At 68.2% G+C, this 25,679-nt stretch carries 23 protein-coding genes and 1 tRNA gene; 7 read left to right on the forward strand and 17 right to left on the reverse strand.

The features are described 5' to 3' along the window. The first annotated feature begins 69 nt into the window (after nucleotides 1-69). Complete coding sequence (locus AC5Y4N_RS03880) at nucleotides 70-1,848, forward strand: hypothetical protein (protein ID WP_499907287.1); 1,779 nt, start codon at nucleotides 70-72, stop codon at nucleotides 1,846-1,848. Between the two features lie 88 nt (nucleotides 1,849-1,936). Here AC5Y4N_RS03880 and AC5Y4N_RS03885 read toward each other — a convergent pair. Both AC5Y4N_RS03885 and AC5Y4N_RS03890 read right to left on the reverse strand, forming a co-directional pair. Continuing rightward, nucleotides 1,937-2,012, reverse strand: a tRNA-Thr gene (locus AC5Y4N_RS03885). Between the two features lie 50 nt (nucleotides 2,013-2,062). After that, nucleotides 2,063-3,271: a DNA polymerase III subunit delta' gene (locus tag AC5Y4N_RS03890; RefSeq protein WP_499907289.1), complete on the reverse strand. Its 1,209-nt coding sequence runs from the start codon at nucleotides 3,269-3,271 to the stop codon at nucleotides 2,063-2,065. 15 nt (nucleotides 3,272-3,286) lie between these two features. Between AC5Y4N_RS03890 and AC5Y4N_RS03895 the strand changes: the two genes are divergently transcribed. Further along, nucleotides 3,287-4,933: an adenylate/guanylate cyclase domain-containing protein gene (locus AC5Y4N_RS03895; protein WP_499907291.1), complete on the forward strand. Its 1,647-nt coding sequence runs from the start codon at nucleotides 3,287-3,289 to the stop codon at nucleotides 4,931-4,933. Nucleotides 4,934-5,020: 87 nt separating this feature from the next. Here AC5Y4N_RS03895 and topA read toward each other — a convergent pair whose 3' ends face one another. The 3 genes from topA to AC5Y4N_RS03910 form a co-directional block, all read right to left on the reverse strand. Then, the gene (topA, locus tag AC5Y4N_RS03900; RefSeq protein ID WP_499907293.1) at nucleotides 5,021-7,810 is read right to left on the reverse strand and encodes a type I DNA topoisomerase; all 2,790 of its coding nucleotides are present in this window, start codon (nucleotides 7,808-7,810) and stop codon (nucleotides 5,021-5,023) included. Nucleotides 7,811-7,924: 114 nt separating this feature from the next. Then, on the reverse strand, nucleotides 7,925-8,503 hold the full coding sequence (locus AC5Y4N_RS03905; RefSeq protein WP_499907295.1) for a hypothetical protein: 579 nt from the start codon (nucleotides 8,501-8,503) through the stop codon (nucleotides 7,925-7,927). 152 nt (nucleotides 8,504-8,655) lie between these two features. Continuing rightward, nucleotides 8,656-8,859, reverse strand: coding sequence for a cold-shock protein (locus AC5Y4N_RS03910; protein ID WP_003925183.1), 204 nt, complete (start codon nucleotides 8,857-8,859; stop codon nucleotides 8,656-8,658). A gap of 287 nt (nucleotides 8,860-9,146) precedes the next feature. On the opposite strand from AC5Y4N_RS03910, the gene AC5Y4N_RS03915 reads away from it, so the two are divergent. After that, entirely contained in the window at nucleotides 9,147-11,480 is a 2,334-nt protein-coding gene (locus AC5Y4N_RS03915; RefSeq protein WP_499907297.1) for a DEAD/DEAH box helicase, read from the forward strand. A 226-nt stretch (nucleotides 11,481-11,706) separates the two neighbouring features. On the opposite strand, the gene AC5Y4N_RS03920 is transcribed toward AC5Y4N_RS03915, so the two are convergent. The 7 genes from AC5Y4N_RS03920 to ssd all read right to left on the reverse strand — a co-directional run bounded on the left by AC5Y4N_RS03920 (nucleotide 11,707) and on the right by ssd (nucleotide 16,243). Beyond that, nucleotides 11,707-12,147, reverse strand: coding sequence for an Rv3654c family TadE-like protein (locus AC5Y4N_RS03920; RefSeq protein ID WP_499907501.1), 441 nt, complete (start codon nucleotides 12,145-12,147; stop codon nucleotides 11,707-11,709). After that, nucleotides 12,077-12,382 carry a TadE family type IV pilus minor pilin gene (locus AC5Y4N_RS03925; protein WP_499907299.1) on the reverse strand — a complete coding sequence of 102 codons (306 nt, stop codon included), beginning with the start codon at nucleotides 12,380-12,382 and terminating at the stop codon, nucleotides 12,077-12,079. Before AC5Y4N_RS03925 ends, AC5Y4N_RS03920 begins: the two co-directional genes overlap by 71 nt. Nucleotides 12,383-12,408: 26 nt before the next feature. Continuing rightward, a complete protein-coding gene (locus AC5Y4N_RS03930) occupies nucleotides 12,409-12,576 on the reverse strand; it encodes a DUF4244 domain-containing protein (RefSeq protein WP_499913844.1) in 168 nt (55 codons plus the stop codon). Between the two features lie 76 nt (nucleotides 12,577-12,652). Then, complete coding sequence (locus AC5Y4N_RS03935; RefSeq protein ID WP_499907303.1) at nucleotides 12,653-13,228, reverse strand: type II secretion system F family protein; 576 nt, start codon at nucleotides 13,226-13,228, stop codon at nucleotides 12,653-12,655. Then, nucleotides 13,225-14,025 (reverse strand): type II secretion system F family protein, encoded by an 801-nt coding sequence (locus AC5Y4N_RS03940; RefSeq protein WP_499907305.1) that lies wholly within the window; start codon nucleotides 14,023-14,025, stop codon nucleotides 13,225-13,227. Before AC5Y4N_RS03940 ends, AC5Y4N_RS03935 begins: the two co-directional genes overlap by 4 nt. Further along, a complete protein-coding gene (locus AC5Y4N_RS03945) occupies nucleotides 14,022-15,188 on the reverse strand; it encodes a TadA family conjugal transfer-associated ATPase (protein ID WP_499907307.1) in 1,167 nt (388 codons plus the stop codon). Before AC5Y4N_RS03945 ends, AC5Y4N_RS03940 begins: the two co-directional genes overlap by 4 nt. Then, nucleotides 15,185-16,243: a septum site-determining protein Ssd gene (gene ssd / locus AC5Y4N_RS03950; protein ID WP_499907309.1), complete on the reverse strand. Its 1,059-nt coding sequence runs from the start codon at nucleotides 16,241-16,243 to the stop codon at nucleotides 15,185-15,187. The genes AC5Y4N_RS03945 and ssd overlap by 4 nt, the downstream gene beginning before the upstream one ends. A gap of 417 nt (nucleotides 16,244-16,660) precedes the next feature. Here ssd and AC5Y4N_RS03955 point away from each other — a divergent pair, with 417 nt between their 5' ends. Next, nucleotides 16,661-17,530, forward strand: coding sequence for an HAD-IB family hydrolase (locus AC5Y4N_RS03955; protein ID WP_499907311.1), 870 nt, complete (start codon nucleotides 16,661-16,663; stop codon nucleotides 17,528-17,530). A 404-nt stretch (nucleotides 17,531-17,934) separates the two neighbouring features. Here AC5Y4N_RS03955 and AC5Y4N_RS03960 read toward each other — a convergent pair whose 3' ends face one another. Continuing rightward, complete coding sequence (locus AC5Y4N_RS03960) at nucleotides 17,935-18,678, reverse strand: oxidoreductase (protein ID WP_499907313.1); 744 nt, start codon at nucleotides 18,676-18,678, stop codon at nucleotides 17,935-17,937. Nucleotides 18,679-18,782: 104 nt separating this feature from the next. On the opposite strand from AC5Y4N_RS03960, the gene acs reads away from it, so the two are divergent. Beyond that, nucleotides 18,783-20,747, forward strand: coding sequence for an acetate--CoA ligase (gene acs, locus AC5Y4N_RS03965; RefSeq protein WP_499907315.1), 1,965 nt, complete (start codon nucleotides 18,783-18,785; stop codon nucleotides 20,745-20,747). On the opposite strand, the gene AC5Y4N_RS03970 is transcribed toward acs, so the two are convergent. After that, nucleotides 20,744-21,379: a S1 family peptidase gene (locus AC5Y4N_RS03970; protein WP_499907503.1), complete on the reverse strand. Its 636-nt coding sequence runs from the start codon at nucleotides 21,377-21,379 to the stop codon at nucleotides 20,744-20,746. The two genes, acs and AC5Y4N_RS03970, sit on opposite strands and share 4 nt — an antisense overlap. Before the next feature lie 180 nt (nucleotides 21,380-21,559). Between AC5Y4N_RS03970 and AC5Y4N_RS03975 the strand changes: the two genes are divergently transcribed. Both AC5Y4N_RS03975 and AC5Y4N_RS03980 read left to right on the forward strand, forming a co-directional pair. Further along, on the forward strand, nucleotides 21,560-22,078 hold the full coding sequence (locus AC5Y4N_RS03975; RefSeq protein ID WP_499907317.1) for a phage holin family protein: 519 nt from the start codon (nucleotides 21,560-21,562) through the stop codon (nucleotides 22,076-22,078). Beyond that, on the forward strand, nucleotides 22,078-23,037 hold the full coding sequence (locus tag AC5Y4N_RS03980) for an alpha/beta fold hydrolase (RefSeq protein ID WP_499907319.1): 960 nt from the start codon (nucleotides 22,078-22,080) through the stop codon (nucleotides 23,035-23,037). Before AC5Y4N_RS03975 ends, AC5Y4N_RS03980 begins: the two co-directional genes overlap by 1 nt. On the opposite strand, the gene marP is transcribed toward AC5Y4N_RS03980, so the two are convergent. Genes marP through AC5Y4N_RS03995 form a run of 3 tightly spaced genes read right to left on the reverse strand, consistent with a single transcriptional unit; the run spans nucleotide 23,030 to nucleotide 25,670 of the window. Then, entirely contained in the window at nucleotides 23,030-24,217 is a 1,188-nt protein-coding gene (gene marP / locus AC5Y4N_RS03985) for an acid resistance serine protease MarP (RefSeq protein ID WP_499907321.1), read from the reverse strand. The two genes, AC5Y4N_RS03980 and marP, sit on opposite strands and share 8 nt — an antisense overlap. Next, nucleotides 24,214-25,038 carry an NUDIX hydrolase gene (locus AC5Y4N_RS03990; protein ID WP_499907323.1) on the reverse strand — a complete coding sequence of 275 codons (825 nt, stop codon included), beginning with the start codon at nucleotides 25,036-25,038 and terminating at the stop codon, nucleotides 24,214-24,216. The genes marP and AC5Y4N_RS03990 overlap by 4 nt, the downstream gene beginning before the upstream one ends. After that, nucleotides 25,035-25,670, reverse strand: a complete 636-nt coding sequence (locus AC5Y4N_RS03995; RefSeq protein ID WP_499907325.1) for a TlpA family protein disulfide reductase — start codon at nucleotides 25,668-25,670, stop codon at nucleotides 25,035-25,037. Before AC5Y4N_RS03995 ends, AC5Y4N_RS03990 begins: the two co-directional genes overlap by 4 nt. Nucleotides 25,671-25,679 lie beyond the last annotated feature (9 nt).

Here is a 25,679-nt window from a genome sequence, read left to right on the forward strand (position 1 = left end):
CAAACGAGACCCGTGGCACCAGGCTCGTACAGTCGAGGAAGTCCGCATGCCCCGGCGATGAAAGGACTTATGGCAGCCCCCACGGCCCGCATTCCCTGGGTCGCCGTTGTCGCCGGGCTCCTGATCACGGGCCAGCTCATCGTCCGGGCCGTTCTCGCTTTCCGCGGCTACTTCTACTGGGACGACCTCATCCTCATCGGGCGCGCGGGCACGCAGAACATCCTCTCGCCGTCCTACCTGTTCGACGACCACGACGGCCACGTCATGCCCGCGGCGTTCCTTCTCGCCGGCGTCATCACTCGCCTGGCCCCACTTAACTGGACCGGCCCGGCGATCAGCCTCTTCGTGCTGCAACTGCTCGCTTCCCTTGCCCTGCTACGCGCCCTTTACGTCACCCTCGGGTGGCGCCCCGTGCTCCTCGTTCCGCTCACGTTCGCGCTGTTCTGCCCTCTCGCCGTCCCGGGCTTCGCGTGGTGGGCCGCCGCGCTCAACTCCCTCCCGATGCTTGCGGCCATGGCATGGGCGTGCGCAGACGCCATCCTCCTCGTCCGGACCGGCAATCAGCGCTACGCCGTCACCGCCCTCCTCGCTTACCTCGGCGGCTTGCTGTTCTTCGAAAAGTCGGCTGTCATCCCGTTCGTCGCCTTCACGGTCACTGCCCTCCTGGTGCACGTCACCGGCGGCCGAACGCCCGTCCGCACCGTGTGGCAAAGCGGCAAACGCTTATGGATAGGCAGTCTCGCGCTGACCGCTGTCTGGGTAGTGCTCTACCTCGTCGTCGTGGACCAACAGCGCTGGAGCTCCGACCTACGTATGACGTGGGATCTGTTGCGCCGCTCCATCACTCACGGAATCGTGCCGGGCCTGGTCGGCGGCCCCTGGTCATGGGCACGGTGGGCACCGGCCTCGCCATGGGCCACACCGTCGACAATCGTCATGGCGATCGGCTGGCTAGCGCTTGCCGCGGTCCTCGCAATCTCGCTGATCCGCAAGCAACGCATAGTCGCCGTCTGGATCGTCGTCGCCGGGTACGCCGTTGCCTGCCAAGTCCCGATCTACCTCATGCGGTCATCCCGTTTCACCGCTCTCGAACTCGCCCAAACACTACGGTATTTGCCCGATCTCGTCGTCGTGATCGCGCTCTGCGCAGCCGTCGCTTTCTGTGCGCCCAACCGCGCGACGTCGACCTGGCTCGACGTATCCCGCACGCGCACAACAGCAGTCGCGGGCATCGGTGCTGCGTTCGTCGGCTCCAGCCTCTACTCCACCGCCACCTTCATGACCAGCTGGCGCGACAACCCCGTACAGCCCTATATCGAGAACGTGAAAAGCACTCTGGCACAAGCATCTGACGCGCCGCTGCTCGACCAGGAAGTCGACCCGTTCATCCTTCAGCGCGTGGCATGGCCAGAAAACCTGGCCAGCCACATGTTCGCACTCCTGAAGCAGCGCCCTGAATTCTCCTCGAGCACAAGTCAATTGAGGATGCTCGACCGGACCGGACGCCTCGTCGGCGCCCGAGTGACCTGGGTGCGGATCATCACCCCCGGCCCAGTCCCGCAGTGCGGATATTTCGCGCAGACCGACGCGCCGGTTCGGATGGCTCTCGACGGTCCACTGCTGCCGGAAAACTGGACAGTCGAGATCAACTACCTCGCCAACACTGAAGGCTCGATGACGATGTCGCTGTCCGAAGGACCGCAAATCAAGGTGCCGATTCATCCAGGGCTCAACCGAGTGTTCGTCCGCCTTCCCGGCGCCGGAGACGCGATCAATGTGCGTATCAACACCGCCGCGACGTCGATGTGCATTTCCTCAGGGCCGGTGGGATTCGTCGCACCTTCGTGAGGGGCTGAGCGGGCGCTGACGTACGGAGTTACCGGCGTGTCGCCGCACAGACACGCACGCTCGCCCCAACAAGTGGAGCCCCAACAAGTGGAGCCACCTAGGAGAATCGAACTCCTGACCTGCTCATTACGAGTGAGCCGCTCTGCCGACTGAGCTAAGGTGGCGTGCCTTACGGGCGGCCCGAGTCTACGGCAGCGGCCGCGACCGGCCCAAGTCAGTCGCGCAGCGCCTGCCCCAGCGCAGCGACCATCCCGTCAGCCGCGAACTTCGGCTTGACGTTGGTGGCCAACGCCTCCCGGCACGCCAGCACTGCTTCGATGCACTCCAGCAGCCGCTCCGGAGCCGCATGGTCGGCCAACGCTCGCACCCGCCCGGCCATGTCGGGGTGATTCGCCCGCACCTGCGCAGCGCCGCTTGCCACCAACAGCGCATCGCGGAAGTAGTTCGCGAGGTCGATCAATGCGCGGTCCAGGGCGTCACGGGAGGCGCGGGTCTGCCGAGACTTCTGCCGCCGCTCCAAATCTCTGATGGCGCCGGTGGCGCCCCGCAGCGTCGCGGCCGTTCCCTTGCCGGTGCCCCCTGCGCCGAGCGCTGTTCGAAGCTCTTCGGCCTCGGTCTCGTCACGCTCGGCGGTCAGTGCGCGCGCCTCGGCCTCGGCCGTCGCAACCAGCTCCTCAGCCGCCGCAAAGGCCCGCGACGGCTTCACCGCATCGCGCACCAGCCCCAATGCCCGTTCCCGCCGCTCACGTGCCGCCGGATCCGTCGCTAACCGCCGCGCGCGGCCCACGTGACCGCCGCTCACCGAAGCCGCCCACCGCGCCTCTTCGACGGGCAGCCCGTCGGTGTCGACGAGCACCTGTGCGATCGCGTCGACGCTCGGGGTCAGCAGCGCCACATGCCGGCAGCGCGACCGCAGCGTGATCGCGATGTCCTCCGGATCGACCGACGGCGCGCAAAGCAGAAAGACGGTCGACGGCGGCGGCTCCTCGACCACCTTCAGCAGCGCGTTGGCCGCTCCTTCGGTGAGCCGGTCGGCGTCTTCGATCACGACCACCTGCCAGCGCCCGGTGCTCGGCCGCCGCGAGGCGATCTGCACGATCGAGCGCATCTCGTCGACGCCGATGGAAAGCCCTTCCGGCACGATCCGGCGGACGTCGGCGTGCGTGCCGGCCATGGTGGTGACACAGGCCTTGCACTGGCCGCACCCGGGTTCACCGTCCGCGGTGCACTGCAGCGCGGCAGCAAAGCACAGCGCCGCGATTGACCGGCCCGAACCCGGTGGCCCGGTGATCAGCCACGCGTGTGTCATCGTCCCGGTGCTCGACGCGCTGTGAGCCGAATCACCGCGTGCCACGCGCGCGGCGGCGATCAGCTCGGCCTCGACGGGCCCCTGACCCACCAACCGCGAAAAAACGCCGCTCATCACCCGCCAACCCTAGTGACACGGGCCGACACGACCGGCGAGCTAGCGCTACTCCCTGCCTGCTGGGACCGATACGGTAGTTCCGTGGGAAAAACGGCCAGAACAATCGGGCGGATCAGGGCATTCGCTCGGTGGGTGATCCGTACCCCCTGGCCGGTGTTCACCTTGGGAATGCTTCAAGCCGACATCATCGGCGCGCTGTTTGTCTTGGGATTCCTGCGATTCGGGCTGCCTCCCGAAGACCGCGTGGTGATTCAAGATCTGCCGCAAGCGAATCTGGCGTTGTTCGCGGCAGTTCTGTTCCTGGCCTTCACATTTGGATCACTTATCAGCCTCCGGCTGCTCATGCCGGTATTCCGCTGGCAACGTCGCGACCGCGACGGCCGGTTGTCCGAAGCCGATCCCGTCGCCACCGAGCAGGCACGTACCCGTGCGCTGAAAATGCCGTTCTATCGGTCGGTCATCAGCGCGATCAACTGGTGCCTGGGCGGCACGATCTTCATGATCGCGATCTGGCCGGTCGCCAGCCACTCCGCGCCGGTGGTGGCCGTCGCCACCGCGCTGGGCGCCACGGCAACGTCGATCATCGGCTACCTGCAAGCCGAGCGGGTACTGCGGCCGGTCGCCGTAGCGGCGCTGCGGCAGGGCGTGCCGGAGCAGATTCACGCTCCGGGCGTGATCCTGCGGACGCTGCTGACGTGGGTGCTGTCCACCGCGGTGCCGATTATCGCGATCATCGCCGCGATTGTGGCGACCAAGCTGTCGATCCTGCACGCGTCCGCCGACGAACTGTTCATGCCGATCCTCCTGCTCGCGGTCGCCGCGCTGGTGATCGGGCTGGCGGGCACCGTACTCACGGCGATGTCCATCGCCGACCCGCTGCGCCAGTTGCGCTGGGCGCTCGGAGAGGTGCAGCGCGGCAACTACAACGCTCACGTCCAGATCTATGACGCCAGCGAACTCGGCCTGTTGCAGGCCGGGTTCAACGACATGGTCCGCGACCTGTCGGAGCGGCAGCGACTGCGCGATCTGTTCGGCCGCTACGTCGGCGAGGACGTCGCCCGTCGCGCCTTGGAGAGCCGCCCCGAGCTCGGCGGCGAAGAGCGTGACGTCGCAGTGTTGTTCGTCGATCTGGTCGGCTCCACGCAGTTGGCGGCGACCCGTCCGCCCGCCGAGGTCGTCGGCCTGCTCAACGAGTTCTTCCGCATCGTCGTCGAAACGGTCAACCGCCACGGCGGCTTCGTCAACAAGTTCCAGGGCGACGCGGCGCTGGCGATCTTCGGCGCGCCGCTGGAGCACCCGGACGCCTACGGAGCCGCGCTGGCCGCCGCGCGGTCATTGCACGACGAACTGATAAAAGTGTTGGGCGCCAACGAATTCGGCATCGGGGTGTCCGCCGGCCGCGCGATCGCCGGGCACATCGGCGCGCAGGCCCGCTTCGAGTACACGGTCATCGGCGACCCGGTCAACGAAGCCGCTCGGCTCACCGAGCTCGCCAAGCTCGAGGAGGGCCACGTGCTCGCGTCTGCGATCGCGGTGAGCGGAGCCTTGGACTCCGAGGCGTTGTGCTGGGACGTCGGTGAGATCGTCGAACTCCGCGGGCGCACGGCGCCGACGCAGCTGGCCCGCCCGGTCAAGCTCAACGTGCCGTCCAAGGTGTAGGTCTTCACCGCCGAGACGGTAACTACCGCGGCAAAGTGCGAGAAAGGCCCGCGCGGAGTACCGTTTCGGCGTCTGGCGCGGAGGCGACTAGGCCTTCTTGGCAGCCGACTTGCGGGCGCCCTTCTTGGCGGCGCTCTTGCGTGTGGCCTTGCGCTTCACCGGCCCGCGGGCGCGGCGTTCGGCAAGCAGCTCGGCGGCGCGCTCGTCGGTGATCGTCAACACGTCGTCGCCCTTGCGCAGGCTGGCGTTCGTCTCACCGTCGGTCACGTAGGGGCCGAACCGCCCGTCCTTGATCACCATCGGCTTGCCCGTCGCGGGATCGTTACCGAGCTCACGCAGTGGCGGCAGCGAAGCTGCTTGTCGCCCACGGCGTTTCGGCTCCGCATAGATCTTCAGCGCCTCGTCGAGCGTGATCGTGAACAGCTGCTCTTCAGAGGCCAGCGAGCGAGAGTCGTTGCCGCGCTTGAGGTATGGCCCATAGCGGCCGTTCTGCGCGGTGATCTCCTCGCCGGTCGACGGGTCGACGCCCACCACCCGCGGCAGCGACAGCAGCTTCAGCGCATCCTCCAGGGTGACCGTCTCCAGATCCATCGACCGCAGCAGCGACGCGGTACGCGGCTTGGGGCCGGTCGGCTTCTTGCGGGACTTCGCATTGGTGCCGTCGCCATCGTCGTCTTCGTCGTCGGAGGATGGCAGCACCTCGGTGACGTATGGCCCGTATCGGCCGTCCTTGGCGACGATCTCGTGCCCGGTCTGCGGGTCCACACCCAGCGAGCGGCCCTCTTGCGGTGTCGCGAAGAGCTTTTCGGCCAACTCCAACGTCAGCTCGTCGGGTGTGATCGCATCAGACAGGTTGGCTCGCTGCGGTGTCGGCTCCCCGTCGGGGCCTTCGACCATGCGCTCCAAATAGGGCCCATTCTTACCCACCCGCACATAGATCGGGCGGCCCTGCTCGTCGTCAAAAAGCTTGATGGAGTTGACTTCTCGTGCGTCGATGCCCTCGAGATTGACACCGACCAGCTTCTTCAGACCGCCGGCGCGGGCAATCGACTCCGGCACTCCGTGCTCGCCGCCGAAGTAGAAGTTGCTCAGCCAGGTGGTGCGCTGCTCTTGGCCGTTGGCGATCTCGTCGAGCTCGTCTTCCATCGCGGCCGTAAAGTCGTAGTCGACGAGCCGGCCGAAGTGCTGCTCCAAAAGCCCCGTCACCGCGAACGCCACCCACGACGGCACCAACGCGCTGCCCTTCTTCTGGACGTAGCCGCGGTCCTGGATGGTCTTGATGATCGACGAGTACGTCGACGGCCGGCCGATGCCGAGGTCTTCGAGCGCCTTGATCAGCGACGCCTCGGTGTAGCGCGGCGGCGGGTTGGTGGTGTGCCCGTCGGCGGTGAGCTCGTTGGCGGTGACGTGCTGGCCCTGCACAAGCTGCGGCAGGCGGCTCTCCGCGTCGTCGGCCTCTCCGCCGGCCAGTTCGTCGATGCTCTCGACGTAGGCGGCCAGGAAGCCCGGGAAGGTGATCGTGCGGCCGCTGGCCGTGAAGACGACGCGCCGGCCGTCGTCAGCCGCGCCGGTGATGCGCAGGCTCAGCGTGGTGCCGCGCGCGTCTGCCATCTGCGAGGCCACCGTGCGCTGCCAGATCAGCTCGTAGAGCCGGAACTCGTCGTTGTCGAGCACACCGTGCAGCTGACCGGGGGTGGCGAACGAGTCACCGGCGGGCCGGATCGCCTCGTGGGCCTCCTGCGCGTTCTTGACCTTGCGGTTGTATTGGCGCGGGCTGGGGTGGACGTACTCGTCGCCGTACAGTTCGCGGGCCTGGCGGCGCGCCGCGTCGATGGCCGACTGCGACAGCGTGGTCGAGTCGGTACGCATATAGGTGATGTAGCCGTTCTCGTACAGCCGCTGGGCGACGCTCATCGTGCGCTCCGAGCTGAATCGCAGCTTGCGGGCGGCCTCCTGCTGCAGCGTCGACGTCATGAACGGCGCGTAGGGCCTGCGCGTATAGGGCTTCTGCTCGACCGACGAGACCGTCAGCTCCGCGCCACGCAATCCCCGCGCCAGCGACTGTGCCTGCTCGGCATCGAGCACCAGCACGTCGTCGTTGCGCAGCTGACCCAGCGAGTCGAAGTCACGGCCGGTGGCGACGCGGCGGTCGTCGACGTTGACCAGCCGGGCGCTGAATGTGCGCGGGGTGGCCTCGGCGCCGGCATCCAGCTCGGCGACGACGTCCCAGTAGCTGGCGCTGCGGAACGCCATCCGGTCGCGTTCCCGCTGGACGATGATCCGGGTGGCCACCGACTGCACGCGGCCCGCCGAAAGCTTGGGCGCGACCTTCTTCCACAGCACCGGGCTGACTTCGTAGCCGTACAGCCGGTCCAGGATGCGGCGGGTCTCCTGGGCGTCGACCAGGTCGTTGTCCAGATCCCGCGGATGCTCGGCGGCCGCGCGGATGGCCGGTTCGGTGATCTCGTGGAAGACCATCCGCTTCACGGGGATGCGCGGCTTGAGGGTCTCGAGCAGGTGCCAGGCGATGGCCTCACCCTCGCGGTCGCCGTCAGTGGCCAGGTACAGCTCGTCGACGTCTTTGAGCTTGCTCTTGAGCTCGCTGACCGTGCTCTTCTTGTCCGGGCTGATGATGTACAGCGGCTCGAAATTATGTTCGACGTTGACGCCCAGCCGCGCCCACGGCTCGGATTTGTACTTGGCCGGCACGTCGGCGGCGTTTCTCGGCAGGTCGCGGATGTGACCGCGGGACGACTCGACGATGTAGTTCGACCCGAGGTAGCCCGCTAGTTTGCGCGCTTTGGTCGGCGACTCGACGATGACGAGCCGCCGCACTTTTTTGTTTCCGTTGCCGCCGGTGCGACCGTCGTCAGCCAACTGCGCTTTTGCTCCACTTCTTCCTGCCGATCGGCGCCCTGCGGCCCTGTCAGCAATTGACAAGATGACACCCCGGACCGCACCTGCGCAAACCGACTTCCCCGTCGACTCCCCTCAGACGTGGGGCCATTGCGACAACGCCTCCACGTCGGCGGGTGGTTCCCCCACGTTCTCTACCAGCCGCGATAGCCGACGACGGCCGCTTATCCGTAGCGCCGGGCGGGCTCCGCGGGTCCCGATCAGAGTCGGCGCGATTCCGACTCTCATCAGGGCCGACGCCAGCGGTGAATGGGTATCCGGCGCGTGGGGGTCCAAGCCGAGCAGGTAGCGGTCGGCTTCCCGACTGCCTGCCGCGAGCACCCAGGCCCGCAGTTCACGGGGGCCTGGCAGCCAGTTGCGCGGTACGGTCTTGACCGCCCCGCGGGTCCACTCGTCGGCGATGATTCGCAGACGCGGGTCCACCGCTGTGCGCACCAGAGGCGTGTCTTCGTCGGTGCGGGTGATTTCGGCGTCCAATCCGGCCTCGTCGATCATCTCGGCCAGTGCCTGCGCCCGCCACGGCCGATCGACGACCACGGACAGCCGCGCACCTGTGCCGACCACGACGACCTGGCCGGGGGCAGCCAGCACGCCGGTCAAGTCGGTGACCGCGGGCGGCACCGACTCGGCCGAGAAGAACGACAGCTGGCTCACGACACGACAGTAAGCCCGCCCGGAACGGCGCGAGAGTGCACTCTTGTGCGGTTCCGTCGGCGTGTCGGTGCGCAGACACGCACGTTCGCGGGGAGAGAAACGAAAACCCCCGCCGTCGCGAACGACTGCGGGGGTTCCGTAAGTTCGGTTACTCAGATGGAACGCACACCTGTGGCCTGCGGCCCCTTGGGGCTCTGCCCGACCTCGAACTCGACTCGTTGGTTCTCTTCCAGGGTGCGAAACCCGCTGCCTTGAATCTCCGTGTAGTGGACGAACACGTCAGCAGAGCCGTCCTCCGGCGCGATGAAGCCGAAGCCCTTTTCTGCGTTGAACCACTTCACAGTTCCCTGTGGCATTTCCTGCTTACTTCCTTCTCTGTTACAGGGTTGCGGTGCACCGTCTTTCGATACACCGGGCCTGTCACGACCGCCATCCTTCGTGGTGCCACCGGGGTGAAACCGGCCTCTCATCCTCGCAGGAACTGCGATCGCAACGTCGATCCTGCGAGTGCAAACACACGAACACAGAAGCTGCGACCGTGGTTAGTCAATCACGTTCGCCGCGAATGCGACAGTCTTGGCCGCCGAGACTCGTGAAGAATTCATTTCGACGGCAGCGTCAAACGAGCGAATCGGAGGAAGCGATGGCCAGTTTCGGCCGTGAGCTACTCAGCAGTGCGCTCGCCGGCACCGACCCACATGAGCAACCGCTGCGGCACGTCGCCGAATTGCCCGCCAATGCTGGTGCGCCTGTGGCTTGGCCGGATTGGGCCGCCGACGACGTGGTCGGCGCGTTCGCCGCTCGCGGCGTGACGGCGCCGTGGGCGCATCAGGCGCGCGCCGCGACGCTGGCACACCAGGGCCGGCATGTGGTGATCAGCACCGGAACCGCGTCGGGCAAATCGTTGGCCTACCAACTGCCGATCATGTGCGCGCTGGCTGACGACCGCCGGGCCCGGGCGCTGTATCTGTCGCCCACCAAGGCGTTGGGTCATGACCAGTTGCGAACCGCGACGTCACTCACCGAGGCCGTCGGCCGGCTCGCCGACGTCGCGCCGGCCTCGTTCGACGGCGACAGTCCTGCCGAAGTGCGCCGGTTCGCGCGAGAGCAGTCCCGGTGGGTGTTCTCCAATCCGGACATGATCCATCTGGCGATGCTGCGCAACCACGCCCGCTGGGCGGTTTTCCTGCGAAACCTCAAGTTCGTCGTCATCGACGAATGCCATTACTACCGCGGCGTTTTCGGGTCCAACGTGGCGTTGGTGCTGCGCCGGCTGCTGCGGCTGTGCGGCCGGTACACCGCGACACCGACCGTCGTGTTCGCCAGCGCCACCACCGCGTCGCCGGGCGCGACGGCGGCACAGCTCATCGGTGCGCCCGTCGACGAGGTCACCGACGACGAATCTCCGCACGGCGCAAGGACAGTCGCATTGTGGGAGCCGGCGCTTCGCACCGATGTCACCGGCGAGCATGGAGCGCCGGTGCGCCGCTCAGCCGGGGCGGAGGCCGCCCGTGTGATGGCCGACCTGGTGGCGGAAGGCGCGCGCACGCTGACCTTCGTGCGGTCACGCCGCGGCACGGAACTCACCGCGCTCGCCGCCCGCGCTCGACTGGCCGAGACCGCGCCGCAGCTCGTGCACCGGGTCGCGTCGTACCGCGCCGGCTATCTGGCCGAAGACCGTCGTGCACTCGAACGTGCGCTCGCGACAGGGGATCTCGTCGGACTGGCCACCACCAACGCGCTGGAACTCGGTGTGGACATCGCCGGACTGGACGCGGTGGTGCTGGCCGGCTTTCCGGGCAGCGTCACGTCGTTCTGGCAGCAGGCAGGACGGTCGGGGCGACGGGGGCAGAGCGCATTGGTGGTGCTGATCGCGCGTGACGATCCGCTGGACACCTACCTGGTACACCACCCGGAGGCATTGCTCGAGAAGCCAATCGAGATGGTGGTGATCGACCCATCCAACCCGTATGTTGTCGGGCCTCAATTACTCTGCGCTGCAACCGAATTGCCGCTGACCGAAGCGGAGGTGCGGACATGGGGCGCGGCGAGCGTCGCCGAAACGTTGGTCGACGAGGGTCTGTTGCGTCGGCGCGGCAGCGGCTATTTCGCTGCGCCGGGTGTCGACCCGCACCCGGCAGTGAACATCCGCGGTGCCAGCGGTGAGCAGATCGCGATCCTGGAGGCCGATACGGGCCGGCTGCTCGGCGGTGTCGAGGCGGGCCGCGCGGCGTTGTCGGTGCATCCCGGCGCGGTGTATCTGCATCAGGGCGAGACCTACGTCGTCGACACGCTGGACTTCACCGAGGGCATCGCACTCGTCCACGCCGAAGACCCCGGCTACGCGACGTACGCGCGCGAGGTAACCGACATCAACGTCACCGGCGAGGGCGAACGGTCAACTTTTGGGGACGTCACGCTCGGGCTCGTGCCGGTCACCGTCACCAACCAGGTGATCGGTTATCTGCGCCGCACGGCCGCCGGCGAGGTGATCGACTTCGTCGAGCTCGACATGCCTGCGCGCACCTTGGAAACGGTGGCCATGATGTACACCGTCACGCCAGAAGCGTTGGAGCGCAATGGCATCGAGTGGATGCAGGTTCCAGGCGCGCTGCACGCCGCCGAACACGCCGCGATAGGGCTGCTGCCGCTGGTTGCCAGTTGCGATCGCGGCGACATCGGCGGGTTGTCGATCGCCGTCGGCCCTGACACAGGATTGCCCACGGTGTTCGTGTACGACGGACATCCGGGCGGCGCCGGGTTCGCAGAACGGGGGTTCCGTCAGGCGGCCACATGGCTGTCGGCCACGGCCGACGCCATCGACGCATGCGAATGCCCGGAAGGTTGCCCGTCGTGCGTGCAATCACCTAAGTGCGGCAACGGAAATGACCCGCTCGACAAGAAGGCCGCGGTACGGGTGCTTCGGCTGGTGCTGACCGAATTGACCGCGCGGGCCCCCCGACCCACCCGCCGATGACGACCGACCCCTCGACAGTCGTCTCCACGGGTTGACTTCATGTCAGCCGGTGAGACGCTCTCCTCGCTGCTGAAGACAGCCGTCATGCCGTACGACAGACGCGGTGAACGCAATGACTGCGCATTCCGTTTCACGATCCGATTGCTCGGATGAACGCGAAAAGTACCGCCTCCGAAGGATATGCGCAAGTTCCGTTGCGCAGCGAAGATTCGTTTGCTGATGCGAATCAGCGTTTGCGCGACGAATTCCGCAGGAGTTGTAACGCGCCGACAGGTCCGGCGCGCGCGATGGCACGTGCCGAGCCGACGCCCCACGCGGTCAACGCCGAGCGTGCCTCGACCGCAACGAGGACGTCGAGCCCCTCGGCGCTGCACATGCTCACCGACGTACCCATGAACCGCGCGACCGCAGAAGCCTTCTCGCATGCGGCCGAGGCGCCGGCGGGCATAGCTGTGGCAGCCGCCAATGCCGCCATGTCAGCTGCGGCCTGCGCGCGATGGCGTGCGATCACTGCCGAACCGATCTGCAGCGCGCCGACGCTGACGGCGAGCAGCACCGCGATCATGGTCGCGGCGACGATGCTGGCCGACCCGTTCTCACGTGCCCGTCGGTTCGGCCATCGACACCGCTTCAGCCGCGATCGTGATCCCCGGCAGCAGGATCGAATAGGCGGTGACGCGTGCAACGGCGAATTCGCCGTCGCGACGCAGTTGCACCGCTGCATCAGATGGAGCGATGCGCCGTGCGACGTCCTGCGCGTTGGCATCGTCGCCGCGGGCCGCCAGCCGCGCCGCTTCGCGGGCCGCGTCGATGCAGCGGATCTGCATCGAGACGGCGGTGACGCCGGCGACGCAGAGCACGAGCACGGCCACCAGCGCCGCGATACCGAAAGCGGCCTCCACCGTGACGGACCCACGATCGCCCGCTGTCAGACGTTGGTGGTCAACGCCCGGCTGATGATCTTGGTCAGCGCGCCGACGATCGAGTCGCCCGTCACCACGGTGTACAGGATTGCGCCGAACGCCGCTGCAGCGATCGTGCCGATCGCGTACTCGACCGTCGACATCCCGTCGTCGGCTACCAAGAGCAGCGTCATCCTTGCTTTCAGATGCTGCCATCGCGTCACCCTCGTCCCCTTCCAATCGAAAACTGTTCTGCTCCAACGCATTTCGTCACAGCAACCCTGACCCCAACACCTCACCGGCCAAGCCGGCGACCACCGGCACGATTCCGAGGCACACGAACGCGGGCAGGAAACACAAACCCAGCGGGCCGGCGATCAGCACCGCGGCGCGCTCCGCGGCGGCCCTGGCGGCCTCGGCGGCCTGATGGCGCACAGCTGTCGCCAGCTCGGCGACCCCGTCGGCGAGTGCGGCACCTGACGAGGCCGAGCGGCGGGCCAACCGCAGCAGTGCCTCGCAGTGACGGTCGAGTTTGCCGGCCGGCGCCGACCACGCCGCCGACGGATCGGCGCCCAACGCCAGCATGTCGGCGGCGCGGCGCAACGTCGCGGCCAATGCCGGCGGCGCCGTCGGTGCGGCCGCCGCGGCAGCCGCCGGTACGGCCATTCCGGCGGTCAGGCACACCGCGAAAATGTCGAGGCTGGCCGCGACCGCGAGCGGATCTGTCTTGGTCTGGCTTCTGCGGCGGGCCGGCGCGGGCGGTATCAGCCCGGCGCGGCGGCGCACGGCCGCCGGACCCGGCGCCAGGATCACGGCAGCGGCCAGCAGTAGCGCGGCAGATGTCACGACAGCGCCCGCCCGGTGATCCGGTCCGACCACAGCAGCCCGCAACAGACCAGCGCCACGCCGATCGCCAGCAGCCAGCCGCCGGCCCCGCCGGACAACAGAAACCGCACCGGATGGGCGTGCAGCAATTCACCGAGTGCGACGCCGGCGAGCGGCAGCGCCGCCAGCACCGTCGCGGTGGCCCGTGCACCGGCCATTCCGGCGATCACCTGTGCGTTGAACCGGGAACGTTCGACGACGTCACGCTGCGCCGCACGCACCAGCGACGCCATGGTGAGGCCGTGTGCGTGGGCGAGCTGCCAGCACACCGCGAGCCGTTCCCAGTAGCCGGGCGTTGCGGCATGCTGAGCCACGCTGTGCAGCCCGGCGGACACGTCGGCGCCCAGCAGCGCCCGTGCGCCGACCGCGCGGAAGGACGTCGCAACAGTGCCGTGTGACTCCGCTGCGGCGACCTGGACCGCGGCCACGGGATGGGCGCCGGCGCGTAGTTCGCCGACCAGGACGTCGAGTGCCGCTTCCAGCGCGTGCGACTCCTCGTCGACGCGCCGCCGCCGCGCTCGTCTTCGGCGGCGCAAAAACAGCGTGCCGCCGAGCATCGCTGCCGCCAGCACCACGGCCGCCGGCAGCACCACCGCGGCCGTCACACCAGCCGCACAGACGCCGACCGGCCGAAGATGCGCGGTGTTGGCGCGTCGGGGTGCCACCAGACCTGCCGCGACGATGCGGTGCCGTGACGAGACGGGCAGTGCGATCAGTGCAGCGGCTAAGGACAGCGCCGCTGCAGCGACGCCGGTCACCGAGCGCACCTAGCCGCCAGCATCTGACTCAACATGCCCGCGCCGGGGCCGGGTCCGGTGTCCGCGTGCCAAGCGGTCACCACCTCGACCGGGTCGTTACCGCTGCGTGCCAGCACCCCGATCTCGTCGAGCCGCCGGGCACCGTCGCGGTCGCGGCGCACATGCAGCACTGCCTGCACCGCGGCGGCGAGCTGGCTGTGGAGGGCAGCGCGATCCAGGCCGCCGAGTGCGGCAAGCGCCTCCAGCCGGGCCGGCACCTCCGCGGGCCGATTGGCGTGGACAGTGCCGGCGCCACCGTCGTGGCCGGTGTTCAAGGCGGCAAGCAGATCCACCACCTCAGCACCACGGACCTCGCCGACCACGATGCGGTCCGGCCGCATCCGCAACGCCTGCTTGACGAGATCGCGCACAGTCACCTCGCCGACGCCCTCCACGTTGGCCGCACGGGCCACCAACTTCACGAAGTGCGGGTGACGAGGCGCCAGTTCGTCGGCGTCCTCCACGCACACAATCCGTTCGTCGGCCGACACCGCGCCGAGCGTCGCGGCCAGCAGGGTGGTCTTGCCGGCGCCGGTGCCGCCGGTCACCAAAAACGCGAGCCGCGCGGCGATGATCCGCTCCACCAGGTCCACGGCGTCGTGCGTGATGGTGCCGGCCCGCACCAGCGCCGGCAGATCCTGCGTGGCGGGGCGCAGCACACGCAGCGACAAGCAGGTGCCACCCGCGGCCAGCGGCGGCAGGACCGCATGCAGCCGGACCGCGAACTCCCGATTGCCGATCCCGGTGAGGTGGCCGTCGATCCACGGCTGAGCGTCGTCGAGGCGGCGACCTGCGGCAAGCGCCAGCCGTTGAGCGAGCCGACGCACGGCAGCCTCGTCCGAAAACCGAACATCGCTGCGGCGCAACCCTTTTCCGTCGTCAACCCACACCGTATCGGGACCGGTGACCAGTACGTCGGTGGTGCCGTCGGCACACAGCAGCGGCTCGAGAATTCCGGCGCCGGTCAGTTCGGTCTGCAGCGCGCGCAAGTTGGTGAGCACCTCGGTGTCGCCCAGCACGCCGCCGGACTCGGCCCGGATCGCGGCGGCGACAACGCTCGGCCGCAGCGGCGCGGCTTCCGCGGCCAGCCGCTCACGCACCCGGTCGATCAGTGACGTGGTCATGCCGCCGCCGCTACCCGACGACGCTCCACCACCGCCAGCACACGGCGCGCGGCCATCAACAGCGGTGAGCGGCGGCGCACCCGCAAGCCACCCCGTTCCAGGCGCTCGGACAAGTTGGGCTCTGGACGCATGGTCGCCAGCAATGGCAGATCGGCCGCTCGGGCGATGTCCGCGGCGCGCAATCCGCCCGGAGCCGGCCCACGCACGACGAGCCCGACGTTCGGATTGATACCGAGCAGCGCCGACGCCATCACCGACACCGCCGCGCACGACCGCACATCACATGCCGTCACGAGTGCGACCAAGTCGGCCGTGTCCAAGGCGGCCTCCGCGGCCTGCGTGAGACGTCTGGGGACGTCGCACACCACCGTGGCACCACCGCGACGGCCCGCGTCGACGATCGCCAGCAAAGCTGCGGCGGTGATCTCGCTTCCGCGGCGCGCACCCGACAGCACACCGACGCCATCCCGTGACGGCAACGCGTCACGCACCGCGCCGAGACTGAGCCGCCCGTTCTCGACCGCGATGTCGGGCCACCGCAGCCCCGGCCGGCCTTCCAAGCCGAGCAACAAGTCCGCCCCACCGCTCCACGGGTCGACATCGACTAGCAAACTCTCGTTCGCCGCAATCGCCAACGCTGCACTGAAAATCGAGGCTCCCCCACCGCCTCGGCCGCTGACGACAGCGAACACGTTTCCACGCGCCGAGTGGTCGCTTTCGCCCGCGTCGGCCAGCACGTCGACAAGCTCTGCTTCTTCTTGCGGCAATCGCAGAACATGTTGTGCCCCAAGCGATAACGCTGTCTGCCACGTTGCCGGTTGCGGCTCGTCGCTGACGACCAAGATCACCCGCGGCCGTCGCGGGAGCCCGCTGACGGCGCGACGCACCACGGCGGCCTGGTCGACAATGACCGCACCCGCCGCAGACCACTCGCGGCGGCTGATGGCATCGGTGTAGTAAACAATCCGAACGCCGACTGCTGCGCCCACGCGGTCGACGTCGTCGCGCAACATGGGGTCGTCGACGATTCCCAGAACGCCCGCTGTCGATGTCATCGGCTCAGCCTGCGCCGCACAGCACGCGCGCTTCCAGTGCCTTGGCCGAATCTGTGGATGAATGCGAAGGTGTGGACAACGGCTGTGATCCCGGGCACTACAGCGAATTTCGACGGTGACGCCGAGAAGATGGGCCGCGGAGAAGATGGATCGTGTGACTTCCCCGCCAAAAGGGACGACCCCCGCCAGGGGGGGAGGAGGCGAGGGTCGTCGTGTATCAGCCCCGGGGGGTCGGGCTGATGCACACCCGGCATAAGCCGAGTAATGCTCACTATACACACGTGGCGTGACAATGGCGCAAGAGCCGAAAACATCGATAACCCTGAGCCAACACGGGATTGCAGCCCCCGCCACGTGACTCGAACTGACATTTGACAGGAACAAATGCGCTGCGATCGACCGCCCTATGCTGAAGCCGTGACCGTCTCAGATCAGGCCTCCACACCGCTGACCACGACGCAGTTCACCCCTTCGGCCGACGCTATCCCCAACGGGCGCACCAAGACAGCGGCGTTCTTCGACCTCGACAAGACCGTCATCGCCAAGTCCAGCACGCTGGCGTTCAGCAAACCGTTCTTCGACCAAGGGTTGATCAATCGACGCGCTGTTCTGAAGTCCAGCTATGCGCAGTTCCTGTTCTTGATGTCAGGCGCCGACCACGACCAGATGGACCGGATGCGGTCCTACCTGATGAACATGTGCACCGGCTGGGACGTCGAGCAGGTGAAATCGATTGTGGCAGAGACGTTGCACGACATCGTCGATCCGCTGGTGTTCGCCGAAGCCGCCGATCTGATCGCCGACCACAAGCTGTGCGGGCGCGACGTGGTGGTGGTGTCGGCGTCCGGTGAGGAGATCGTCGCGCCGATCGCGCGCGCGCTGGGCGCCACTCACGCGATGGCGACGCGGATGGTGGTCAAGGACGGCAAATACACCGGCGAGGTCGCGTTCTACTGCTACGGCGAGGGCAAGGCACAGGCCGTCCGCGAGCTGGCCGCCCGCGAGGGTTACCTGCTGGAACACTGCTACGCATATTCCGACTCGATCACCGACCTACCGATGCTGGAGGCGGTCGGTCATCCGACGGCCGTCAACCCAGACCGCGCGCTGCGCAAGGAGGCGGCGGCGCGGGGCTGGCCGGTGCTGACGTTCTCCAAGCCGGTGTCACTGCGCGACCGCATTCCGGCACCGTCGACCGCCGCGGTGGCCACCACTGCCGCCGTGGGCGTCAGCGCGCTGGCGGCCGGTGCGTTGACGTACTCGCTGCTGCGGCGCTTCGTTCTCTGACCTGGAGTCTCGCAGCGGCGTTGGTTGCCGCAGACCGGTGGTTTTGCGTCGACGGCGTTACGACGACGCGCACGCCCTTGATGTGACGATGGTCACGTAGTACAAAGGAACCACGGCAGCCCGGCGAGGCCAAGATCGGATCGGAAGAGAAGATCCCGATCTCCCGAGCCGGACTACCCAGCGCGGATCCCGGTACCCACGCGGAGCACGCCGCATAAAGGCAGAAGTGTTGCGGGCCTGCGTGATTGCGGAAAGCGGACAACACGACAGCCCCTTGGGTGGGGCAGCAGTTGAAGCGCATCGCAAGACGCCGAGGCCACCCACGCAACCCACGTTGCACGCTTGGTAACCGGAGGTCCGCGCTAGCGGGCGGCGCGCCGAAGCGATTCGGATCGCCGCCCGCTTCACGTCTGTCTCGAGACCGCCTGGGCGATCGCCAGTGCTTCGCTGGCGCCTTTCTCGAATGCCCGGCAGCACAACAGAATCCACTGCCGCAGCCCCTCGGGTGTGCCGGTGGCGAATTGTTCGGCAGCCGACCGGTATTCGGCAACATGGCGCATCCAATAGACCTCCGGCACGCCGAGGCCGTGCGGATCCAGCCCGCTGGCCTGGGTCACCAGCCGCGAGACTCCGCGAGCCACCACTCCGTCGGCGCTGCCGAACGGGGCCAGCGTCAGCATCTCGCCGTGCGCGACCGCCGCGAGCACCGGGGCCGGCGCTGCGCTGCCGCCGGTCATAAGCTTGGCCAGCAGTTCCAGCCGTCCCGCCGCGCCCTCGCGGGGGCGACCCAATGCGTCGGCCTCCACCAAATCCGCCGCGGCCAGTGCGTGTAGCCGTGCCAGCGCCTGCAGCGGTGCGCGCTGCCAAACGCTCACCAACGCGGTCTGGCCGCCCTGCAACGCCTCAGCCACCCGCAGTGCGCCGGCCAGGATCGGACCGCCGCCCAGCCCGTCGGCCGGGAACCGGGGCGCGCCGCCGTCGAGCATCGACGACGCCCGAGCCGCCCGCACGGCGGCCTCCGCCGCACTCGCCGGCCAGCCGCGCAGATTGACGCGGTGCCGGTGCGCCTTGCCGAGGGCCTCGCGAACGTGTTCGCTCGCGTCGGCAACACCGGGCAGCTCGGCGAGCGGAGCCAGTGGATCGGTCACGCCCGTGACGCTAACCGCGCGGGGGCGTTTCGGGTAAACCGGTGCGGCGCGCACCCAATCCGCAGCGCTGCACCAGGCAACGTCGAGTGACTAGGCTCACAGCTATGACCGAGACGCAAGCCGAAGCCCCCGCCACCTACCCGCCGTCAGAGGAATTCGCCCAGCGCGCCAACGCCACTGCCGAGCTGTACAAGGCTGCTGAATCGGACCGATTGGCGTTCTGGGCCGAGCAAGCGAACCGGCTCGCGTGGGAGACGCCGTTCACCGACGTGCTGGACTGGTCCGATGCGCCGTTCGCGAAGTGGTTCGTCGGCGGCAAGCTCAACGTCGCCTACAACTGCGTCGACCGCCACGTGGAGGCCGGAAACGGGGACCGGGTCGCGATCTACTGGGAGGGCGAGCCCGTCGGCGACAGCCGCACACTGACGTACGCCCAACTCAAAGACGAGGTGTGCAAGGCCGCCAACGCGCTGACTGATCTGGGCGTCAAAGCCGGTGACCGCGTGGCGATTTACATGCCGATGGTGCCTGAGGCGATCGTCGCGATGCTGGCCTGCGCCCGCCTCGGTGCCATGCACAGTGTCGTGTTCGCGGGCTTCTCCGCGTCTGCGCTGCGGGCACGCATCGAAGACGCCCAGGCCAAACTCTTGATCACCACCGACGGCCAATACCGTCGCGGTAAGGCGGTGTCGCTGAAGGAATCGGCGGACGAGGCCGTCGACGGACAGGACAGTATCGAGCACGTTCTTGTGGTGCGGCGCACCGGGATTGACGTGCCGTGGACGGCGGGCCGCGACCTGTGGTGGCACGAGACCGTCGACTCCGCTGCACCCGAACACACACCGGAGGCGTTCGACTCCGAGCACCCGTTGTTCTTGCTCTACACGTCCGGTACCACCGGCAAGCCCAAAGGCATCATGCACACCAGCGGCGGCTACCTCACCCAAGCCGCGTACACCCACTACTACGTGTTCGACGTCAAGCCCGACGAAGACGTGTACTGGTGCACCGCCGACATCGGCTGGGTGACCGGCCACACCTACATCACCTACGGTCCGCTGGCCAACGGCGTCAGCCAGGTGGTCTACGAGGGCACGCCCGCCTCGCCCGACGAGCACCGGCACTTCCAGGTCATCGAAAAGTACGGCGTAACAATCTATTACACCGCGCCGACGCTGATCCGCATGTTCATGAAGTGGGGCCGCGAATACCCGGACGCACACGACCTGTCCAGCCTGCGGCTGTTGGGCTCGGTCGGCGAACCGATCAATCCGGAGGCATGGCGCTGGTACCGCAAAGTGTTCGGCGGCGACCGAACCCCGGTCGTCGACACCTGGTGGCAGACCGAAACGGGGGCGGCCATGATCTCGCCGCTGCCCGGCGTGACCGCCTGCAAGCCGGGCTCCGCCATGGCGCCGCTGCCGGGAATCTGCGCGCAAATCGTCGACGACGACGGCAACCGCATCGAACCCAGTCCGGACTGGGGCGAGCACTCGACCGGATATCTGGTGCTCGATCAGCCGTGGCCCGCGATGCTGCGCGGCATCTGGGGTGACCCCGAGCGGTTCAAGGAGACCTACTGGTCACGCTTCGAGAAGCAGGGCTGGTATTTCGCCGGCGACGGCGCCCGCTACGACCCGGACGGCAACATCTGGGTGCTGGGCCGTATCGACGATGTGATGAACGTGTCGGGGCACCGCATCTCCACCGCGGAGGTGGAGTCGGCGCTGGTGGGTCATTCACACGTGGCCGAAGCCGCGGTGGTCGGCGCCAGCGACGAGCAGACCGGCCAGGCGATCATCGCGTTCGTGATCCTGGAAGCCAGCGCCGCCGACAAACCCCGCGACAACATGTGCGAGGAATTGCGCGCCGAGGTGGCCAAGGAGATCTCGCCGATCGCCCGGCCGAAGGAGATCCACGTGGTGCCCGAGCTGCCCAAGACTCGCAGCGGCAAGATCATGCGCCGGTTGCTGCGCGACGTCGCCGAAGGCCGCGAACTCGGCGACACCTCGACGCTGGTGGATCCCGGGGTGTTCGAAGCGATTCGCAACAGTAGGGCGGAGAACTAGCGGACCGGGACGAACCCCGCGCCGGGACGGTTCTTCGCGGCGAGATCGGCCAGCACCGCGTTGATGGACTCCGCGACCGCCGGGGTGTGCAGCGGGATGTACTTGACGACGCAGGTGGGCAGTTCTTCGCTGAACGCACCGTGGATCATCCCGACCAACTGATTGCCGACGGTCACCGGCGCTCCGGAATCGCCCGGGCGGCCGCACACCTGGCTGAGGATGGTGCCGGGCTGCTCGCCCGGTCCCCACGTGACTCCGCATGAGTAGCCGGTGGTGCGGCCCAGCTTGCACGCGACCTGCCCGAACGTCGGGTCGGGCCCGATACCGCTGATCACGAAGCCCTTGTAGTTGCTCACCGGCGCCACCTTGGCGGGGTCGAACTTGATCACCGCGTAGTCCAGCGCGTCGTTGCCGGCGACCATCACACCCAGCGTGCCGGCGCCCTCGAGGCCCTCGGCGGCTACCTGGGCGCCCGGCCCGCCGCAATGCGCGGACGTGAATCCGACCAAGTCGCCTTTGTTGTCGGTGCCGATCGCGGTGAGTGTGCACAGCGTGTTGCCGTCGACGACGATGCCCGCGCCGCCGCCGAGCGGAACCTTGCCGTCGGCCGCCGCGATCCCTGCCGCCGACATCCAGAGCAAGACGACCGCCAGCACCAGCCCGCAGCGGTGCCCGATCTTCAACAATTGCTCCTCGACCTCGTGGCCTTGCGGCCCGCGTGGCAACATAACCCATCGACAAGCGAGCGCTTCGGATACCGAGGCTACGGTGTCGGCCAGGTCCGGCAGAAGCAACCAGCGGGAGGACAGTCCGTGAGCAACGGCGATCGCAGAAACGCAGTCCCGAGCACCATCACGTCGATCCCGTTGACGGATCCGCATGTCCTGCCGCCCAACCCGTCGCTCGGCGAGTTGGTCAAAGAGGCCAGCGCCCAGGTGTCCACCCTGGTGCGCGCCGAAGTGGAGCTGGCCCGTGCGGAGATCACCCGCGACGTCAAACGCGGCCTGACGGGCAGCGTGTTCTTCATCGCCGCGCTGGTGGTGCTCTTCTACTCGACGTTCTTCTTCTTCTTTTTCGTCGCGACCCTGCTCGACGAATGGCTGACCCGCTGGGCGTCGTATTTGATCGTGTTCGGCGTCATGCTGGTCACGACGGCCGTGCTGGCGCTGCTGGGCTACTTGAAGGTGCGACGTATCCGGGGACCCCGCGACACGATCGAGTCGGTCAAAGAGACGCGTGAGGTGTTCACGTCGCACGACCACCGCGGCGTGGCCCAGGCCAACGGAAGGCCGCCGGCCTCGCCTTCGCGGTCTGACTCCTCGGGCGCTTAGTGCCGGCGCCTGCGCCGTCGGTCGTCAGGATCGACGGGCCATGGCGGCATATGGAGGTGCACGCCAACGGGATTCGGTTCCACGTCGTGGAGGCCGACCCGGGCCCGTCGGACACCCCGGTGTCCGCCCGGCCGCTGGTGGTGCTGCTGCACGGGTTTGGATCGTTCTGGTGGTCGTGGCGCCATCAGCTCACGGGGTTGCGCGGAGCCCGCGTGGTGGCCGTCGACCTGAGGGGCTACGGAGCCAGCGACAAGCCGCCGCGCGGCTACGACGGGTGGACACTGGCCGGCGACACCGCCGGGCTGATCCGGGCGTTGGGTCATTCGTCGGCCACGCTCGTCGGTCACGCCGACGGCGGGCTGGTCTGCTGGGCAACCTCGACGCTGCACCCGCGGCTGGTGCGCGCCATCGCGGTGGTCAGCTCACCTCACCCCGCGGCGCTGCGCGCGTCGGCGCTGACCCGTCGCGACCAGGGCCGTGCGCTGCTGCCGTCGCTGCTGAAGTACCAGGTCCCGATGTGGCCCGAACGCTGGCTCACCCGCCGCGACGGCGCAGCGCTGGAAACGCTGGTACGTTCCCGTAGTGGCGCGAAATGGCTTGATACAGAAGACTTTTCGGTTTCCATGCGCCATTTGCGCCAGGCCATCCAGATTCCCGGCGCCGCACACTGTGCGCTCGAGTACCAACGCTGGGCGGTACGCAGTCAACTGCGCACCGAAGGCCACCGCTTCATGCGGTCGATGAATCGTCAGCTGGCAGTGCCGCTGCTGCACCTGCGCGGCGACGCGGACCCCTACGTGCTCGCCGACCCGGTACACCGCACCGAACGCTATGCGCCACACGGTCGCTTCGTATCAGTCTCGGGCGCAGGGCATTTCAGCCACGAAGAGGCACCGGGCGTGGTCAACGAACAGCTGACGCGGTTCCTCGCACACGTCTACGGCCGACGGCTCACGTAATACACGCACCGGTGGGCACCGGGTCGGCGTTGTCCACTTTGGCCATCTGCCGGGCCACCTCTTTGGCGGTCAACACGAAGCCGGTCTCGGGGTCGTCGACCGCGGCGCCGAACACGACGCCGAGCACCCGACCGTCCAGATCGATCAGCGGTCCCCCCGAATCACCCTGGCGCACAGTGCCTCTGATGGTGTACACCTCACGGGCCACCGTCGTGGTGCGGTAGATGTCCGGGCCGTTGAGTTCGATGATCTCGCGGATACGCGCCGGCGTGGCGACGAACGTGCCGCCGCCTGGGTAGCCCAGTACCACCGCGTCGGTGCCGGACTTGGCCTGCCCGTCGGCGAACGACAGCGGCTGCGCCGGGAGATGGGGCACCTCGAGGATCGAGATGTCGGCGTTGGGGTCGTAGGAGACCACTTTGGCGTCGTAGGTGGTGCCGTCGGACTCCACGGTGACGCTGTCCGCGCCTGCGACCACGTGTGCATTGGACATCACGCGACCCTCTTTGACCACGAAGCCGGTGCCCTCCAGTACCTTCTGGCAGCCGTTGGCCAGGCCCCGGATCTTGACGACGCTCGGCCGGGTGGCCGTCACCACCGCGCTGTTGACCAAGCCGGCATCCGGTGCGTCCACCGGCACGATCGGGGTGCGGCCGAACGGCTGCCACACGTCGGAGATGCCCGAGGTGTTCAGCAACGCCGACAACCGGTTGGGTACCGTCTGCAGCCAACTCGGCGCGACCCGGTCGACCTCCTTGCGAATCATCGACCCGTCGAACGCCTGGGCCAGCATCTGCTGATCCGACGACCGCAGCGGCGAGGCCAACAGCCACGCCGCCACCAGTACCGCGACCACCTGCAGCGCCACGCCGACGATCGAGTCGACCGTGCGCAGCGAGCGGCTGCGGATCGCGGCGCGCACCGCTCGGCCCAGCACCACACCGGCGACCTCGCCGATCACCACGAGCCCGAGGATCAAAAACAGCGCGACGAAAAGTTTGGTGCGCGGTCCGGCGATGTGCTCGACGATGTGCGGCGCCAGCAACACGCCCGCGACCGCGCCCAGCACCACGCCGACGAACGACATCAGCGACCCGAGCGCGCCCGACCGCCAGCCCGAGATCGCCGCGATGAACGCGACCGCGATCACCGCGAGGTCGAACCACTGCGATGCCGTCACCGCCGCGCCTCCAGGTAGTCCTCCCCGGTGTCGCCCCTACCGCCCACCAAGGCCATCGCCTCGTCGAGTTCGCGCACGTCGTCGGTGTTCCACGGCACCGACCACCCTGCGCAGTCCAACAACGCCGCGATCACCTGCCCGGTGAACCCCCAGACCAGCATCTCGTTGAGCAGAAACGCCGGACCCGCGAACCGCCGGGTCAGCGTCTTGCGGTACACCATCAGTCGATTCTCCGGGTTCACGAACGCGCGCAAGGGAACTCGCGCGACGATCGCGGTCTCCGCAGTGTCCATCACCGCGACGGGGCCGGGATCGCGGGAGTAGGCCAGCACGGGCACCACGTGGAAACCCGAGGGCGGGATGAACGTCTTCTCCAGCGTGGCCAGCGGTGTCAGCCGCGACGGGTCGATGCCCGTCTCCTCCTGCGCTTCGCGCAGCGCAGTGTGAACCGGCCCGGTGTCGCCGGGATCGGCGGCTCCGCCAGGGAACGCGGCTTGGCCGGCGTGGTGGCGCAGCGACGAGGCGCGCACAGTCAGCAGCAGGTCGGCGTCGTGCGGGAAGCTGCCCGGCGGCGCGTCGTCGGGTCCGGAGAACAGCGCGAGCACCGCAGCGTCGCGCGGCTTGCCCGCGAGTTTGGCGGTCGCGTTGGCCGCGGTGACCATCGCGAGCACCTCGGCCGGCAGGCGGCGCCGGTAGGCAGCCGGCAGGCAACCGACGTTCTCAACGAGCGGCTGCAGCCACGGTGGTGCAGCATCCGGGGTCAGCACCTGCGTCTGGCCCGCTGAAGATCCATGTCGCCGGCCCTGCGGCTCCAGACTCACCGCGGCGCTCCCATCGTCTGATCGACCGCGTCGGCGATTTCGTCGGCGCTGGCGAACGCCCGCGGCAGGATGCGGGCAACGCTACCGTCCGCACGCACCACCACAGAGGTAGGCATCACATTCGGCACGCCGAGTGCGGCGGCCACCTGCCGGCGGCCGTCCTGCCACGTCGGCAGCCGTACTCCCCAGTCGGCCAACCGAGACAGGGCCGCCGCGGCGTCGTCGTCCTGGTGCACGGTGATCACGGTCAGCCGGTCACCGACGCGGCGCTGGTACTCGGCCATCGCGGGCATCTCCTGCGCGCACGGTCCGCACCAATACGCCCACAGATTCAGCAACACCGCCCGCCCCGCGACGACGCGTCCCGTGTCCACCGCGGTGCCGTCCGCCAGGCACTGCACGGTCACCCCGCGCAGCGCCTGCGGACCCGCCCCCATGCCGTCGGGCGGGCACGGCGGCAGCGCGGCGCGCCGGCGCAACGCGGCGAGGTCGGCGGAGTTGGGCGACGCGACCGTCGGGCTGCCTGGCGCCGTGCGGGGCGCGGCGGTCTCGCGCAGCTGCAATGCCAACGCGGTGACAATTGCCGCCACCACAATCAGCACCGCAATCGTCCAGCGGGTGGACCTGCTCATCGCGGCAAG

The sequence above is a fragment of the Mycobacterium sp. NGS19 genome (assembly GCF_059813155.1).